Source organism: Streptomyces sp. NPDC047982 (assembly GCF_043204165.1).
Lineage (GTDB): Bacteria > Actinomycetota > Actinomycetes > Streptomycetales > Streptomycetaceae > Streptomyces.
In genome coordinates this window covers 52,639-67,453 of sequence record NZ_JBIDBS010000020.1, presented here as the reverse complement: position 1 = coordinate 67,453, position 14,815 = coordinate 52,639, and the positions used below count along the sequence as shown (strand labels likewise).

Here is a 14,815-nt window from a genome sequence, read left to right as displayed (position 1 = left end):
GGGGGCCTGCGGGCCCGGCAGGTACCGCCCGGGCCCCGGGTGCCTGCCGCCCCGCCCGGACCCGTGTGCCCCTGAGCGGGACGGCCGGGACCGTACGGCCCGGAGCGGGGCGGGAGTCCGGGACGGTACGGCTCAGGACCGTACGGTTCAGCGCGTGCCCGGGTAGCCGATCAGATGCGGGCGGTCCTTCTCGTCGGTCCAGCGGAACAGCCCCACACCGTCCGACGTCACCGCGCCCGGCACCCGTACGTTCGACGGCAGGGCGCCGGTGGAGCCGCTCCTGACCGCGACCGCGACGGGGGCGCCGCCCCCCGCCAGCACGTCCCCCGCGTTGCGCGCGCTCGCCGCGCCGTACGCGATGCCCTCGTCGTTCACCGACACCAGCGTCAGCGGCTTCGAGCCGTCCGTGCCCTCGAAGCAGAAACCCCGGTTCGTCAGGAGGTCGAAGGCAAGCGGTCCGGCCACCACGAAACCGCCCGAGGGCGCGGCGACGAGCTGGGGGTACTGGCCCGGCTTTATCGCGGGCTTGCTGCACTCCACCGAGGCGAGCGCCTTGCCCGTCTCCAGGTCGTGGACCGTCCACAGGTCGTGGGTGGCGGCGCGCTTCGCCCCCTTCGCGAGCTGCCACTTCGCCAGCACCCGGCCCCGGATCACCGACGTGGGGATTCCGCTGCGGCGGTCGGTGCCCTTGGGCGCGACATTGCGGCTGAACCAGCCGTCCTGCACCCAGAACTCCTTGGAGCCGCTGACCAGCAGGCCCTTCTGGGCCAACCCCCGCACCTCCGTGAGCTGCTTGCAGGCGGGGCAGTCCTTCGGGTACTTCAGCTGCGCGGCGGAGAGCTGCGCCACCCGGCCGGTCGCCGGGTCGACCACCACGCTGTTCGTCCGGCCGTCGCCGATGAGGACGCCGGGGCCGGTCGAGGAGACCGTGGGGACGGAGCCCCACGGCACCTCGACGCGCCGCCGGGAGCCGTCCTGCGCGTCGTAGACGTCCATCGAGACGATCGTGTCGGCGGGGGTCAGCGCATTCTCGCCGACCTTTCCGTACGACCACGTGACGAAGTACTCCCGGTCGTCCACGACGGCCGTCAGGAGCCTCGGGAAGCGGTGCGGGGACGGCGGCCGCCAGCTCTCGCCCTGCCAGCCGGACTCCCCGGTCTCCGAGTCGATGGTCCGCAGCTGGTACTTGGTGTCCGAGACCCGCACGACGTAGGCGAGACGGCCCGTCTCCTGGGAGATCGCGTAGTCGGGCGAGGTACCGACCAGCTCCCAGCCGTGCTTCGTCTCGAACGCGGAGGGGACGGTGAGCTGAGTCACCGGCGTCGCGCTCGTCCTGACGCGTTTCTCCGCCTTGCCGGGCTTCTTCCCGCCGCTGCCGCATGTGGCCAGCAGAAGAAGCATGGCCAGCACGAGCACTCCGCCGACCAGAACCAAGCGCACGATCTTCTGTCTCATGGTGTCCCTCTATGGGCAATCCCGACCTCGCGGCCGTCAGCGTAGCAACACGCGTAGCGCTCGCGGCAGTTCATGAGGGCCACTGTTCCCCGCCGTTTCCGGGCCGTAGGCCCTGCCGTCACGCCGCCGCCCGCCCCCCGCCGCTTGCCGCCTGCCGTGCGACGCCCGGCGCCCACGCTTGCGGCGTCGTCGGAGCCGTCCGCGTACCGTCCCTGTACGAGGACGGTCGTCCGCCTCGTCGTCGCACCTGCCGGACGCGGCACGGCCAGGTCCCGGGGCCCGGCCTCCGGCCTGACGACGGCAGCGTGACGACAGGACCTGGGCCGGTTCGTCACCTCCGCCTACAATTCGTCGGTGAACGCCACCCTCTCCACCGCGGAAGTCCTGCGCACCGCACTGGCCGGACTGCTCGACGGACTGCCGCCCAAGCAGGCCGCCCAGGCCGTCGACCGGCTCATCGCCAACTACCGGGGGACCACTCCCACCCACGCCCCGGTGCTCCGCGACCGTTCCGACGTGGCCGCCTACGCCGCGTACCGGATGCCCGCGACCTTCGAGGCGGTGCGGTCCGCCCTCGACGCGCTCCGGGTGGCAGCCCCGGACTGGGCGCCCGCCACGCACACCGACATCGGGGGCGGCACCGGAGCGGCGAGCTGGGCAGTGGCCGGGACCTGGGACGAGGCGCGGACGACCGTACTGGACTGGGCCGAGCCCGCCCTCGCCCTCGGCCGTGAGCTGGCCGCGGCCTCCGGCATCCCCGCCCTGCGCGCGGCCGAGTGGCGCCGGGAGCGGATCGGCCCCGACCTCGAACTCGCCCCCACGGACCTCGTCACCGTCTCGTACGTGCTCAACGAGCTGACGGCACAGGTCCGGTCCGCTCTGGTCGAATCCGTCGCCGCCGCGGCGCGGGCGGTCGTGATCGTCGAGCCGGGCACCCCCGACGGGTACGCCCGGATCATCGAGGCCCGGGACCGGCTGATCGCCGCCGGACTGACGGTCGCCGCGCCCTGCCCGCACAGCGACGCCTGTCCCATCGAGCCGGGCACCGACTGGTGCCACTTCTCGGCCCGGGTCAGCCGCTCCTCGCTGCACCGGCAGGTCAAGGGCGGTTCGCTGCCGTACGAGGACGAGAAGTTCAGCTATGTCGTCGCGACCCGGTTCGAGGTGACGCCCGCCCCCTCGCGCGTCACCCGCAGGCCACAGATCCGCAAGGGGCAGGTTCTGCTGGACCTGTGCACCCGTGACGAGGCGCTGCGGCGGGCCACGGTCACCAAGCGGCACGGCGAGCTGTACCGGTCCGCCCGTGATGCCGCGTGGGGCGACACGTGGCCGCCGGACGGACGGGACGAGCGACAGCGGCGCGGATAACGGCGGCGGACGGGACGGTCGGGAGCCGCGCGGATGACGGGCGACGGGCGGGACGGCCCGGAGGGCGCGGATGACGGGCGGCCGGATCGCCCGGCCGCCCGGCCGCCCGCCGCCCGCGCGGCTGCCCGGGCTATTCGCGCAGCTCCTGGGTGCAGCACTTCACGCTGCCGCCGCCCTTCAGCAGCTCGCTCAGATCCATCGGCACCGGCTCGAAGCCGCGCTGCCGCAAGGGCTGGAAGAGTCCCGCCGCGGCCTGTGGCAGCAGGACGTGCAGCCCGTCGCTCACCGCGTTCAGACCGAGCGCCGCCGCGTCCGCCTCCTCGGCGATCAGCGCATCGGGGAAGAGCCGCGCCAGCACCGCCCGGCTGCCGGGCGAGAAGGCGCCCGGGTAGTACATGATCTCGTCGCCCGCCTCGTCCAGCACGGACAGGGCCGTGTCCAGGTGGTAGTAGCGCGGATCCACCAGATCGAGACCGATCACCGGGCGGCCGAAGAACTCCTGCGCCTCGTCGTGCGACAGCGGACTGGACCGGAAACCCCGCCCGGCCAGCAGGTATGACGCGGTGACCGCGAAGTCGCCCTCGCCCTCGTTCACGTGCGCCGGCTCGTGGATCTCGGTGAAGCCGGCCGCCCGGAACCACGCACGGTGCGCGGCGGCCTCCCCGTACCGCTCCCGGTACGCGAACCGCGCCCCCAGCACCCGGCCGTCGACGACGGTGGCGCCATTGGCGGCGAACACCATGTCGGGGAGGCCGGGGCGGGGCGTGAGCAGTTCCACCGTGTGCCCGAGAGCGCGGTAGCGGTCCCGCAGGTCCTCCCACTGTGTCTGCGCCAGCCGGAGGTCCACGGGCTTGCCGGGGTCCATCCAGGGGTTGATGGAGTACGTCACCTCGAAGTGGGCCGGAGGGCACATCAGGTAACGGCGGGGCGTGGCCCGACGGCCGGGGGCGCGGCGCGGGGCACCCCGGTGAGGGGTGGTGGTGTCCGGGTGGTTCGTGGGCAATGAAGGCTCCTCACGAAACGCAGGGTTCGCCTGCCGGGAACGTCGCACGGGTGCGTGCGTGAGCCCATGGTCCGCTTTCCGGGGGCGGTGCGCAGTGATCCGATCGGGTGGTTCCGCACGGTCGCCCGGAGAGGCGATGCGACGATACGTCTCGACTCGTACCCTCGTCAGATCGGGTGCCATGACAGACAAGCGTTCCCCCGACTTCGCCCGTCGCAGCGAGCGCTCGCGCCGTGCGATCCACGATGCGGCGCTCGCCCTGGTGGGCGAGGTCGGCTACCGGGCCACCACCATCGAAGGCCATCGCCGCACGGGCGGGCGTCGGCCCCTCCCGCTGACGCACGCGTACGCGGTCGTCGACCACGCCCTGCGCGGCCTGGAGGAGCCCTGAGACGCATATCTCATTTCATAACAAAAGCTGTCGTAGTGACCGTCTCGTCGCGGTGCCTTCCGCACCCCGCTTCGGAACTCCGGCCACCTGAGGCGCAGGATGGTGGGACGATGGGCAGAGGCAATACCGAGGTGAGGGGATAGATGGGCGCCGATTTCGGCCGTGGTCGCGGCTCAGCGAGCAAGATTTCCCAATGGCTCCGCCGCCGACCCAAACCGCAGCAGAGCGAGGTCGACGACACCGCCCGGGAGGGGCTGCTTCTGGCCGTCGCCGAGGCAGGAATGCCGATCGCGCCCGCGGCCCACCCGGTCGGCTACCGGTGTTCGTGCGAACGCATCGGCTGCCCCACCCCCGCCCGGCACCCCGTCTCCTTCGCCTGGCAGACCCAGGCCACCACCGACCGCGCCCAGATCGAGCGCTGGGCGCGCAACCAGCCGCAGGCCAACTTCATCACCGCGACCGGCATGATCCACGATGTCCTCGACGTGCCGCTGTCCGCGGGGGAACAGGCTCTGGAGCGGCTGCTCGCCGCGGACGTCGAGGTCGGTCCCGTCGCCCGGTCCGGTGACGACCGGATGCTGTTCTTCACCGCCACCCGGGGCACCCCCGAGGACGAGGACGAGTGGTGGCCCTGCGAGCTGGACTGCCACCCCGAGACCATGGACGAGCATCCGGGACTGCGCTGGCACTGCCGGGGCAGCTACGTCCTCCTGCCGCCGGCCACGCTCCCCGGGGAGCTGGACGTGCGATGGGTGCGCGGACCGGAGCATCCGCTGCCCGATCCGCTCACGCTGCTGGAAACGCTCACCGACGCCTGCGCGCAGTACGCGGATGCGGCGGACGAGAACGAACTCGATCACGGCTCGGTGGCCTGGCCACTGAGCCGTTAGCGTTCCCGGACACCGGACACCGGACACCGGACACCGGGCACCGGGCACCGGGGTCGGGGTCGGCCACCGGGCCCGGCCACCGGGCCCCGTATCCCGCCGCCGCGCCCCGGGACGCCGTACCGCGACGGGCGCGTGCGACGAGCCGCGTGCGGCGGGTGCGCCGGGACCGTCAGGAACCCTTCGCCGACGTCAGACCCGGCAGCCGGTTCAGCACGACCACCTTGCCGTCGCCCGCGCCCTTCTTCGGTACGTACACCAACTGACTGGACACCCGCTCCTTGGTGAGGGTCGACTTCACCTCGCCTGTCAGCAGCGCCTCCACGTCCGCGTTGAGCGGCGGGCGCAGCCCCTTCGCGGCGGTCTGCCGTTCGAAGTGCTTGCTGCTGAAGAAGACGAGCGCCCCGCCGTCGTCGGTCTCCAGGCCCAGCGGGGCGAACGTGCCGGTGTCCAGCGGCTGGTCGACGTACTGGTACGAGAAGCCGGGGCGCCGGGTGGTGCGGCGCGCCTCGCGCCAGCCGGAGGTGGATTCTCCGGGGGCGAAGATGTCCGGGGTGCCCTTCTGGAGGTACTCCGTGTACCGGGTGCCCAAGTCCTCTGGCGCCACCGCCAGTTCGGCGCTGTCCGGGGCCACCGGTCTGGCCCGGCCCTCGTCGTCCTTCGCGAAGCGGGGCAGCCGCGACGACGCGACCACCGACAGATAGGAGGTCCGCCATCCCGCGTCGGGGCCGGACTTGACGAAGACGAGCAGCCAGCGGGTGTCCAGCTTCCCGTCGTCCTCGTCGCGGTTGGAGTCCGTGTCGGCGACGAACCAGCGCGGCCAGCCGGCCTTCTTCGGGACGAGGTAGGTGGCGTCGGTCAGTTCCAGCGGCCTGTGACGGGCGTTGCCGTCCGGATGGTTCTTCTGGCGTGCCTTCAGACCGGCCTGGTTGATCGCGCCGAGCGGGCCGGCGACCCGGTCCGCGTCGAGGGCCGGGTCGTACGCCTTGTCCGCCGCGTTGTACGCGTCGGTGAAGTCCTTCAGGGCCTGTGCGGCCTCAGCCCTGGTTGCCGCCGGCACCACTTCCAGCTCGCCGTGCACCGTCACGCACCCGCTCGCCGTCACGCACAGCACCGTCGCCGCCGCCGTGAGACCCGTCGTCCGCCGAATCGGCCCCAGACTTCTCATCCGCTGCTTTCCGCGCCTTCTGATCCGTCGCCCGCCCTGACCGTCCGAACCCTACCGGGGCGAGGAACAGGACGAGAGTGGGGATCAGGTACAACGCCCAGACGGTGACCTGGAGAACGGTCGGATCCGGCTGGAAGTTGAACGTCCCCTTCAGCAGCGTGCCGTACCAGCTGTCCGGCGGGATCGTGCTGCTGATGTCGAACGCGAGGTTGTGCAGGCCCCCGATGAACTCGGCCTCCTGGAGGTCGTGGACGCCGTACGCGAGGACGCCCGCGGCAACCACCACCAGCATGCCGCCGGTCCAGGTGAAGAACTTCGACAGGTTGATCCTGAGCGCGCCCCGGTAGAACAGCCAGCCCAGCACGACGGCCGTCGCGATCCCGAGGAACGCGCCGATCATCGGGTGCCAGCCGTCGTCCGCCGCGTGCACCGCGCGCCACACGAACAGCGAGGTCTCCAGGCCCTCGCGGCCCACGGCGAGGAGCGCCGTGGCGACCAGGGCGCCGGTCCCCATCGAGAGCGCCGCGTCCAGCTTGCCGTGCAGCTCCGTCTTCAGGTGCCGGGCGGTGCGCCGCATCCAGAACACCATCCAGGTGACCAGGCCGACCGAGAGGATCGACAGCGCGCCGCCGAGCGCCTCCTGCGCCTTGAACGTCATCTCCTGCGAGCCGAATTCGAGGCCCGCGCCGAACGCCAGGCTGACGAAGACCGCGATGCCGACGCCGATCCAGATCGGCGCCAACTTGTCCCTGTTGCCGGTCTTCACCAGATAGGCGATGAGGATGCAGACGACCAGGCTGGCCTCGAGACCCTCACGCAGGCCGATCAGAAAGTTGCTGAACACGTCTCGGTTCTCCTGTTCCGCTGTTCCGCTTCGGATCCCGTCACGAGATCCGCTTCGAGTCCCGTGACGGGACCCGCTCCGGGTCCCGTCACGAGAACAGCGCCCGGCCCCACCAGTCGTCCTTGTCGCGGACACCCGGCGGGACGGCGAAGTGCGCCGAACCCACGTGCTGGATGTACTCGTTGAGCGCGTCGTGCGCCGCCAGGCGGCGCTGCATCGGGATGAACGCCTTGCGGGAGTCGCGCTGGTAGGCGATGAAGAACAGTCCGGCGTCGAGCCGGCCGAGGCCGTCCGTGCCGTCAGTGAACGAGTAGCCGCGGCGCAGGATCGTCGCACCGTCGTTGCTGTCCGGGTGGGCGAGCCGCACATGGGCGGTCGGCAGCATCGCCTTCAGGAACGGCTCGTCGTGCTCCTTGGACTTCCCTACCGCGGCGCCCTCGCCCTTGTCGCGGCCGAAGATGTCCTCCTGCTCCTGGAGCGGGGCCCGGTCCCAGGTCTCGATGTGCATGCGGATGCGCCGGGCCACCAGGTACGAACCCCCGGCCATCCAGCCCACGCCGTCGTCCTTCTCGCCGACCCAGACGTGCTTGTCCAGGGCGGCGGTGTCGGTGCCGGAGATGTTCCGGGTGCCGTCCTTGAAGCCGAACATGTTGCGCGGGGTCTGGGCGTCCGGCGTGGTCGAGGACGTCTTGCCGAAGCCGAGCTGGGACCAGCGGATCGCGATGCGGCCCATGCCGATCCTGGCCAGATTACGGATGGCGTGGACCGCGACCTGCGGGTCGTCCGCGCACGCCTGGACGCAGATGTCGCCGCCGCTGCGGGCCGTGTCGAGGTTGTCGCCGGAGAACTTCGGCAGGTCGACGAGCGCCTCGGGGCGCTTGTCCTCCAAACCGAACCGGCCCTTGGCGAAGAGCGAGGGGCCGAAGCCGATGGTGAGGGTGAGCCGGGACGGCTTGAGCCCCAGGGCCTCACCGGTGTCGTCCGGTGGGGCCTCTGCCGGGCCGCCGTACGCGCCGTCGCCCACCGCGTGACCGGCGGCCATCCGCTCGGCCGCCCGGGTCCACTCCTTGAGCAGCGCGACCAGTTCGGCGCGGTCCTTCGTCGTCACGTCGAACGCGGCGAAGTGCAGCCGGTCCTGCACGGCGGTGGCGATGCCCGCCTGGTGCGCCCCGTGGAACGGCACGGCCGCGCCGCTGTCGGCGGCCGGCACCGCGTCGTCCTCCGGCCGGATCGCGGCCATCGCGCCACCGGCGGCGACCGCGCCGAGTGCCAGTCCGGCGCCGCCCCAGCCGAGCAGGGCCCGGCGGGACGGTGCGGGGCCGGCGGGGGCCGCCCCGGTGTCGTCGCCGCTCCGCTTCTGATCGGACATCCCGCTCACTCCCGTCAGCTCTCGCTTCCGTCCGTCGTTACTTCGTCACCGCGGCGGCCAGTTGGGACAGCGGCTCGGCCAGCGCGTTCACCGCGTCCGACAGCTCCTTGCGGTCCGCCTTGCCGACCTTCTCGTACGAGGTGAACACGTAGGAGTTCTTGTCCTCGCGGTACTTGTCCAGCAGCGTGTTCAGCTCGGCGAACCGCTTGTCCAGTGCGGCGGTCAGCTTGGGGTCGTTCTTCGAGGCGATCGGCTTCAGCAGCTCGTAGGACTTCTCCGCGCCCTCGACGTTGCCCTTGAAGTCGACCAGGTCGGTGTGGCTGTAGCGCTCCTCCTCACCGGTGACCTTGCCGGTGGCGACCTCGTCGAGGAGTTCCTTGGCGCCGTTGGCCATCGAGGTCGGGGTGATGTCCGCGGTGCCGACCCGCTTCTGCCAGTCGACCAGGTCCTTGTAGAGGACCGGGGCCAGGGCCTTCTCCTCGGCGCCCAGCTTCTTGTCCTGCCACAGCGCCTTCTCCAGGCGGTGCCAGCCGGTCCACTTCTGCCCGGCCTCCAGGCCGTCCTCGCGGATGTCGACCTTCGGGTCGATGTCGCCGAACGACTCGGCGACCGGTTCGGTGCGCTCCCAGCCCAGGCGCGAGTCGGCGTAGAGCTTCTTGGCGGTCTCGATGTCACCTGCGGCGACGGCGTCCGTGAACTTCTTGGCCTTCGGCAGCGTCTCGTCGGCCTGGGTCTGGACGTAGGTGCGGTACTCGGCGACGGCCTTGTCCATCTCGGGGCTGCGCTTGGCCGCGTTGGCGCCGGTGACTTCGAACTTCTGCCGGATACCGTGGCCCTTCATGCCCGGCTTGCAGGCGATCTCGTACGAACCGGCCTTGATCTCGGCCGTGATGTTCGCCTTGGTGCCGGGGCCGATGTTCTCGCGCTCGGCGACGATGCGGTCGTCGGGGAACAGGACGTAGACCTCGGTGACCTTGGAGCCCTTGTTCTCCACGGCCAGTTCGACGTGACCGGCCGGCACCTTCGTCTTCGACACCTCGCAGGCGTCGTCCTTCGCGACGACCTGCACGGCGCCGTCGCCCTTGCCGTCGCTCTTCTGCGCGCAGCCCGTGACGGCGGTCAGGGCCGCCACGCCGGCGGCAGCGGTGACGACGGAGAGACGAACGGCTCGCATACGGGGCTCCACAGGAGGACGAAGGGGATGCGTGAGAAGAACGGACGAAGAAGAGAGGTGAGGCGGACCTAACTTAGCTGAGGCTTGCCTGCCTGCCACCCGCTGGAGCCGTGATTCACCTCTCACCCCGGCCTCGCAGATACGAACCGGTCACGGTCGCCCCATGGGTGCCTCTCGCAATGGTCAAGCAATAGTCAAGGGCCTCTCTCGTCCGATGGTCCGGGCCGGCCCCGGCCCGCCGGGCAGAAGGGTCGGTCGGAAGGGCCGGGGCCGGTCGGGAGGCCCGGTCGCGCCATCCGGCGGCCCGAGCCGACCGCGGCCGGGACCGACCGGATGGGGCCGACCGCTCAGGCCGCTCCCGTCGAGCGGTTCGGCACGACGAGCGGCACCCCGGTCCGCGGATGCGGAAACACCTCGACCGGCTGCCGGTAGACCTCGCCGAGCAGCTCATCGGTGAACACCTCGGCGGGCGGGCCCGCCACCGCGATCCGGCCGCCGTGCAGCACGGCCGCCCGGTCCGCGTACGCCGCCGCCAGGCCCAGATCGTGCAGCACGACGACGACCGCGTCCCCGGCCGCGGCCCGCTCCCGGCAGATCCGCAGCACCAGCTCCTGATGGCGCAGGTCGAGGGCGGCGGTCGGCTCGTCGAGCAGCAGCAGTGGGGCGCGCTGCGCCAGCACCCGGGCCAGCGCGACCCGGGCCCGCTCCCCGCCGGACAGCGCGGAGAACGGGCGCCCGGCGAACTCGGTGACCTCGGTGGCCGCCATCGCCGCGGCGACCGCCGGGGCGTCCTCGTCGTCCCGCTCCGTCCCGGTCCACGGCGCCCGCCCCATCCGGACCACGTCCGCCACCGGGAACGGGAAGGACAGCGCGGCGGTCTGCGGCAGCACCGCCCGGCGCAGGGCCAGTTCGGCGGGCGACCAGTCGGTCACCGGGCGTCCGTCGATCCGTATCCCACCGCTCTCGGCGGGCAGATCGGCGGCCAGCGCCGCCAGCAGCGTCGACTTCCCCGCCCCGTTGGGCCCGACCAGCGCGAGGACCTCGCCCGCGTGCGCGGTCAGATCGATGGAGTCGAGCACCGCCCGCTGCCCCAGCCGCACCCGCAGCCCGTGCGCCTCGACGGCGGCGGCGCCGGGGGAGAGGGGAGCGGGCAGCCGACGGCCGCGTGCCCGGAACGGATTCCTCGGCGCCCTCATGCCCGCTCTCCCCTCATGCCCGGGTTTCCCGCCCGTGGCGGGTCCATCGGCGTCCTCATGCCCAACCACCCTGCCTACGACGGGCCCTGCGCAGCAGCCAGAAGAAGAACGGGCTGCCGAAGAGCGCGGTCAGCACGCCGAGCGGCAGCTCGGCGGGAGCGGCCACGGTGCGGGCCGCGAGATCGCCCACCACCAGGACGAGGGCGCCGCCCAGCGCGCTGCCGGGGACGAGGAAGCGGTGGCCGGGACCGTTGGCCATCCGCAGCAGATGCGGCACCAGCAGCCCCACGAACGAGATGATCCCGCAGACCGCCACCGCTGCCGCCGTCAGCAGCGCCACCACCAGCACGAGCACGATCCGCAGCCGCTCGACGTCGACCCCCAGGTGCCGGGCGGGGCGCTCGCCCAGGGCGAGAAGGTCCAGCTTGCGGGCATAGAGCGGCGCGACGAGCAGCCCGAGCATCGCGCACGGCAGCACCGCGAGCACCTTCGGCCAGGTCGCCTGAGCCAGCGAACCCAGCTGCCAGAAGGTGATCTGCGAGACCTGCGCGTTGTCGGCGAAGAAGACGAACAGTCCGATCAGCGCCCCCGCGAAGGCGTTGACCGCGATCCCGGTGAGGATCAGCGTCACGACCTCGGTGCGCCCGCCCGACCGCGACAGCGCGTACACCAGCAGTACGGTCCCGAGTCCGGCGGCGAACGCGCAGACGGTGATGGTCCAGTTGCCGAAGAAGGACAGCCCGAGCGTGATCGAGGCCACCGCGCCGACCGCTGCGCCCGAGGAGATCCCGATCACGCCCGGTTCCGCGAGCGGATTGCCGAACACGCCCTGCATCAGGGCGCCCGCGCAGCCCAGGGACGCCCCGACGAGCAGGGCGAGGACCACCCGCGGCAGCCGCACGTTCCACAGCACGCTCTCGCCGACCCGGTCCAGCGCCGCGCCGCCGAGCCCGAGCCGGTGCTGGACGGAGCCGAGGACGTCGCCGAGCGGGATGCTGTACGCGCCGAGCCCGGCGGACAGCAGACAGGCCACCAGAAGGGCGGCGACCAGCGCGGCGGTCAGGAGGAAGGCGGTGGAACGCCGGGGCTTCGCGGGCTCGGGCTCCGGGGCTTCGGAGCCGGTCGACCGGGTGCGTTCCCCGTACGAGCTGGGCACTTGGGAGGCCGTCAGGTGCGAGCTCGTCATGTGTGCAGTCGTCACGTGTGGAGCTGTCACGTGTGGAGCTGTCACGTGTGGAGCCGTCACGTGTGGAGTCGTCATCCGGCCGCCCCGTCCTCCGCGTGGAGCTGCGTGATCAGGTCGTCGAGCACCCGGTCGGTGCGGGGGCCGTAGTTCAGCAGCACCCCGTCGTCGATGGAGACGATCCGCCGGTCCATCCCGGCCGGCGTCTCGGCCACGCCCGGGATCTTGACCAGGCCGTCGACGCCGCCCACCGATTCCAGCCCCTTGCTCATCACCAGGATGGCGTCGGGCGCCGCCTTGGCGAGTGCCTCGCTGGTGATGGCGGTGAAGTCCTTCTTCAGACCGGACGCCTTTCCCGCGTCGACGCCCCCGGCCGCCTCGATGAGCGAACTCGCCCCCGACTCCCGGCCGCCGAGCAGATGGACGGAGGCGGAGCCGCGCAGATAGAGGAAGGCCACGCGGGGCTTCTTCCGCCCGTCGGCGGGGACGGGAACGGACTTCTTCACGGCCTCGATACGGGACCGGGTACGGGCGTCGAGCGCGGCGCCCGCCTCGGGTACGCCCAGGGCCGTCGCCACGGTCCCGATGCGGTGGCCGACATCGGCGAGTTCCTTGGCGGGATCGACCACCACGAGCGGGATTCCGGTATCGCGGATCTGGTCGATGGCCTCGGCCGGTCCCGTGGTGGTCTCCGCGAGGACGACGGTGGGCTTCAGCGAGAGCACGCTCTCCGCCGAGACGTCGTGAGCGCGTGTCACGACCGGGAGTTTCGCCGCCTGTTCGAAGGTGGCGGTGATGTCCCGGGCGACGACCCGCTCGCCGAGGCCGAGCGTGAAGACGATCTCGCTCAGTCCGCCGGTCAGCGGCACGACGCGGTCGGCCGAGGTGATGGTGACCTCGGCCCCGTCGGCCGACTCCACCGTGACGGGAAGTCGCGGCTCCGGTGTGCCGGGCAGCGGCTCGACCCGGTCGGCCGCGGTCTTCGCGGAGCCCGGGGGCTGAGCGGCGGGCTTCCCGGCGTCCGTGCCGCCGCCACAGCCGGTCAGGAGGAGGGCCAGGGCGAGGGCCGCGGTCAGGACACCGAGCGGTCCGCGCGTGCCGGGCGGGCGGGTGGAACCGGAAGGCCCGCCGGGCCGGGGGCGTCCGCGCCCCGGTCGCCGGGTGTGCCGTCCCGGTGGGGTGAAGACCTGCGAGAAGCGCACTGGGGCACCGTCCTGTCGTTCCGCCACACGGAGTTGGTCATGGTTCGCGGTTCATGTGGGGGAAGGGGTACCACCACACGCCCCATGAAGCTTAGGTTAGCCTTACCTGACTCGCTAGACCTCGGAGGGGTCCTCATGCTGCCGTCCCGACCTGCCCGCGTGCCCGGACGGGCGCTCGCGGTCGCGCTGTTCGCGGTGCTGCTCGGAGCCCTGCTCCCGACCCCCGCCGCCCAGGCCGCGAGCCGCACGGTGCAGGGCGGCCGGCTCGACTGGGGCATCAAGTCGTCGTTCCAGAGCTATGTCACCGGCCCCGTCGCGAACGGGAGTTGGAGCCTGAGCGGCGGCGCCGCCACGGTCGGCGGCAGCCAGTTCCGCTTCCACTCCGCCACCGGTTCCTACGACCCGGCGACCGGCGCCTTCAGCGCGGGCTTCTCCGGCGGGGTCCGCTTCGTCGGGCACCGGAAGGCCGACGGCGGCAACGAACTGGACCTCCTCCTCAGCCGTCCCACCATCCGGATCACAGGTGGCCGGGGGACCGTCCTCGCCGACACGGTCAGCAAGGAGCGGGGGACCGGCCGGGTCACGTCCGCCGCGCAGGTACCGCTCGCGACGCTCGGGCTGTCGGGGATCGACATGAGGGGCGGCGCCACCCCCATCGCCCTCACCAACGTCCCGGCGACCCTGACGGCGCAGGGCGCGAAGGCGTTCGCCGGCTACTACACGGCCGGTACGCCGCTCGACCCGGTCAGCCTGTCCGTGGACACCTCCGCCCCGGCGGGAAAGCCGGACGTGGCCGCCTCCCCCAAGGAGGCCGACGAGAAGGCGAAAGAGACGACGAAGGACGAGAAGGCCGCGGGACGTGTCGAGGACGCCGCCGTCGACTGGGGTGTGCGCCGCACCTTCCGCGAGTACGTCACCGGTTCCGTCGGCAAGGGGAAGTGGACCCTCGCCGACGGCGCCCAGGACGGCGGCGCGCTCTTCCGGTTCCCGCGCGGCAAGGGCACGTACGACCCGAAGGGGCAGACCCTGGACGCCCGGTTCGCGGGCAGTGTCCGCTTCACCGGCGCCGGCGGGCTGGACCTGGAACTCTCCTCGGTCGCGGTCCGGGTGACGAACGGCACGGGCACGCTCTCGGCCGACGTGCGCGACGACGGCGAGCGGAAGAAGGCCGTCCCGCTGGTCACCTTCGCCGCGAAGGAGTTCGCGGCGAAGAACGGTCTCGCCGTGCTCACCGAGGCGCCCGCGACCCTCACGGCCGAGGGCGCCGGGGCGTTCGGCTCGCTCTACAAGGCGGGCACCGCGATGGATCCGGTCTCCCTGGCCGTCACCGTCGACCGCGACGCCGAACTCCCCGCCCTGCCCGACCTCGGCAGCGACCCCGCCCCGTCGACCCCGCCGACGGAGAAGACCACCACCGCCGCGTCCGCGCCGGACACCGGCTCCGACGCGGGCTTTCGCACCGGCCTGTACCTCGGCGCCGGAGGCGCGGGCGTCCTGGCCGTCGCGGGCGGTGCGCTCCACCTCGCCCGTCGCCGCGGCGCCTCACGGCACAACAGCTGACCCCCTGTCCCCATC

Annotated in this window: 12 protein-coding genes and 1 pseudogene; 4 read left to right on the top strand and 9 right to left on the bottom strand. The window is 72.2% G+C overall.

The annotated features are described in order from the left end of the window. Positions 1 to 147: 147 nt before the first annotated feature. Entirely contained in the window at positions 148 to 1,455 is a 1,308-nt protein-coding gene (locus tag ACGF2V_RS23705; RefSeq protein ID WP_362704043.1) for a hypothetical protein, read from the bottom strand. A 354-nt stretch (positions 1,456 to 1,809) separates the two neighbouring features. Between ACGF2V_RS23705 and ACGF2V_RS23700 the strand changes: the two genes are divergently transcribed. After that, a complete protein-coding gene (locus ACGF2V_RS23700; protein WP_362704040.1) occupies positions 1,810 to 2,823 on the top strand; it encodes a small ribosomal subunit Rsm22 family protein in 1,014 nt (337 codons plus the stop codon). A 130-nt stretch (positions 2,824 to 2,953) separates the two neighbouring features. Here ACGF2V_RS23700 and ddaH read toward each other — a convergent pair whose 3' ends face one another. Next, complete coding sequence (gene ddaH / locus ACGF2V_RS23695) at positions 2,954 to 3,826, bottom strand: dimethylargininase (protein ID WP_362620326.1); 873 nt, start codon at positions 3,824 to 3,826, stop codon at positions 2,954 to 2,956. Positions 3,827 to 4,007: 181 nt separating this feature from the next. On the opposite strand from ddaH, the pseudogene ACGF2V_RS23690 reads away from it, so the two are divergent. Further along, positions 4,008 to 4,152 (top strand): annotated as a pseudogene (locus ACGF2V_RS23690) (TetR family transcriptional regulator); the annotation flags it as partial. Between the two features lie 208 nt (positions 4,153 to 4,360). Continuing rightward, complete coding sequence (locus ACGF2V_RS23685) at positions 4,361 to 5,107, top strand: bifunctional DNA primase/polymerase (RefSeq protein ID WP_362620325.1); 747 nt, start codon at positions 4,361 to 4,363, stop codon at positions 5,105 to 5,107. A gap of 169 nt (positions 5,108 to 5,276) precedes the next feature. Here ACGF2V_RS23685 and ACGF2V_RS23680 read toward each other — a convergent pair whose 3' ends face one another. From ACGF2V_RS23680 to ACGF2V_RS23650, 7 genes are all read right to left on the bottom strand, one after another. After that, positions 5,277 to 6,209 carry a hypothetical protein gene (locus tag ACGF2V_RS23680; RefSeq protein ID WP_362704037.1) on the bottom strand — a complete coding sequence of 311 codons (933 nt, stop codon included), beginning with the start codon at positions 6,207 to 6,209 and terminating at the stop codon, positions 5,277 to 5,279. Beyond that, positions 6,142 to 7,116 carry an iron uptake transporter permease EfeU gene (gene efeU / locus ACGF2V_RS23675; RefSeq protein WP_362620321.1) on the bottom strand — a complete coding sequence of 325 codons (975 nt, stop codon included), beginning with the start codon at positions 7,114 to 7,116 and terminating at the stop codon, positions 6,142 to 6,144. The genes ACGF2V_RS23680 and efeU overlap by 68 nt, the downstream gene beginning before the upstream one ends. A gap of 88 nt (positions 7,117 to 7,204) precedes the next feature. Next, complete coding sequence (gene efeB, locus ACGF2V_RS23670) at positions 7,205 to 8,485, bottom strand: iron uptake transporter deferrochelatase/peroxidase subunit (RefSeq protein WP_362704034.1); 1,281 nt, start codon at positions 8,483 to 8,485, stop codon at positions 7,205 to 7,207. Between the two features lie 37 nt (positions 8,486 to 8,522). Next, positions 8,523 to 9,659 (bottom strand): iron uptake system protein EfeO, encoded by a 1,137-nt coding sequence (efeO, locus tag ACGF2V_RS23665; protein ID WP_362620316.1) that lies wholly within the window; start codon positions 9,657 to 9,659, stop codon positions 8,523 to 8,525. Between the two features lie 347 nt (positions 9,660 to 10,006). Next, positions 10,007 to 10,855 carry a heme ABC transporter ATP-binding protein gene (locus ACGF2V_RS23660; protein WP_362704031.1) on the bottom strand — a complete coding sequence of 283 codons (849 nt, stop codon included), beginning with the start codon at positions 10,853 to 10,855 and terminating at the stop codon, positions 10,007 to 10,009. 55 nt (positions 10,856 to 10,910) lie between these two features. After that, positions 10,911 to 12,041 carry an iron ABC transporter permease gene (locus ACGF2V_RS23655; protein ID WP_362704028.1) on the bottom strand — a complete coding sequence of 377 codons (1,131 nt, stop codon included), beginning with the start codon at positions 12,039 to 12,041 and terminating at the stop codon, positions 10,911 to 10,913. A gap of 71 nt (positions 12,042 to 12,112) precedes the next feature. Then, a complete protein-coding gene (locus ACGF2V_RS23650) occupies positions 12,113 to 13,240 on the bottom strand; it encodes an ABC transporter substrate-binding protein (protein WP_362704026.1) in 1,128 nt (375 codons plus the stop codon). A gap of 135 nt (positions 13,241 to 13,375) precedes the next feature. Here ACGF2V_RS23650 and ACGF2V_RS23645 point away from each other — a divergent pair, with 135 nt between their 5' ends. Continuing rightward, positions 13,376 to 14,800, top strand: a complete 1,425-nt coding sequence (locus tag ACGF2V_RS23645) for an HtaA domain-containing protein (RefSeq protein WP_362704023.1) — start codon at positions 13,376 to 13,378, stop codon at positions 14,798 to 14,800. The last annotated feature ends 15 nt before the right edge of the window (positions 14,801 to 14,815 follow it).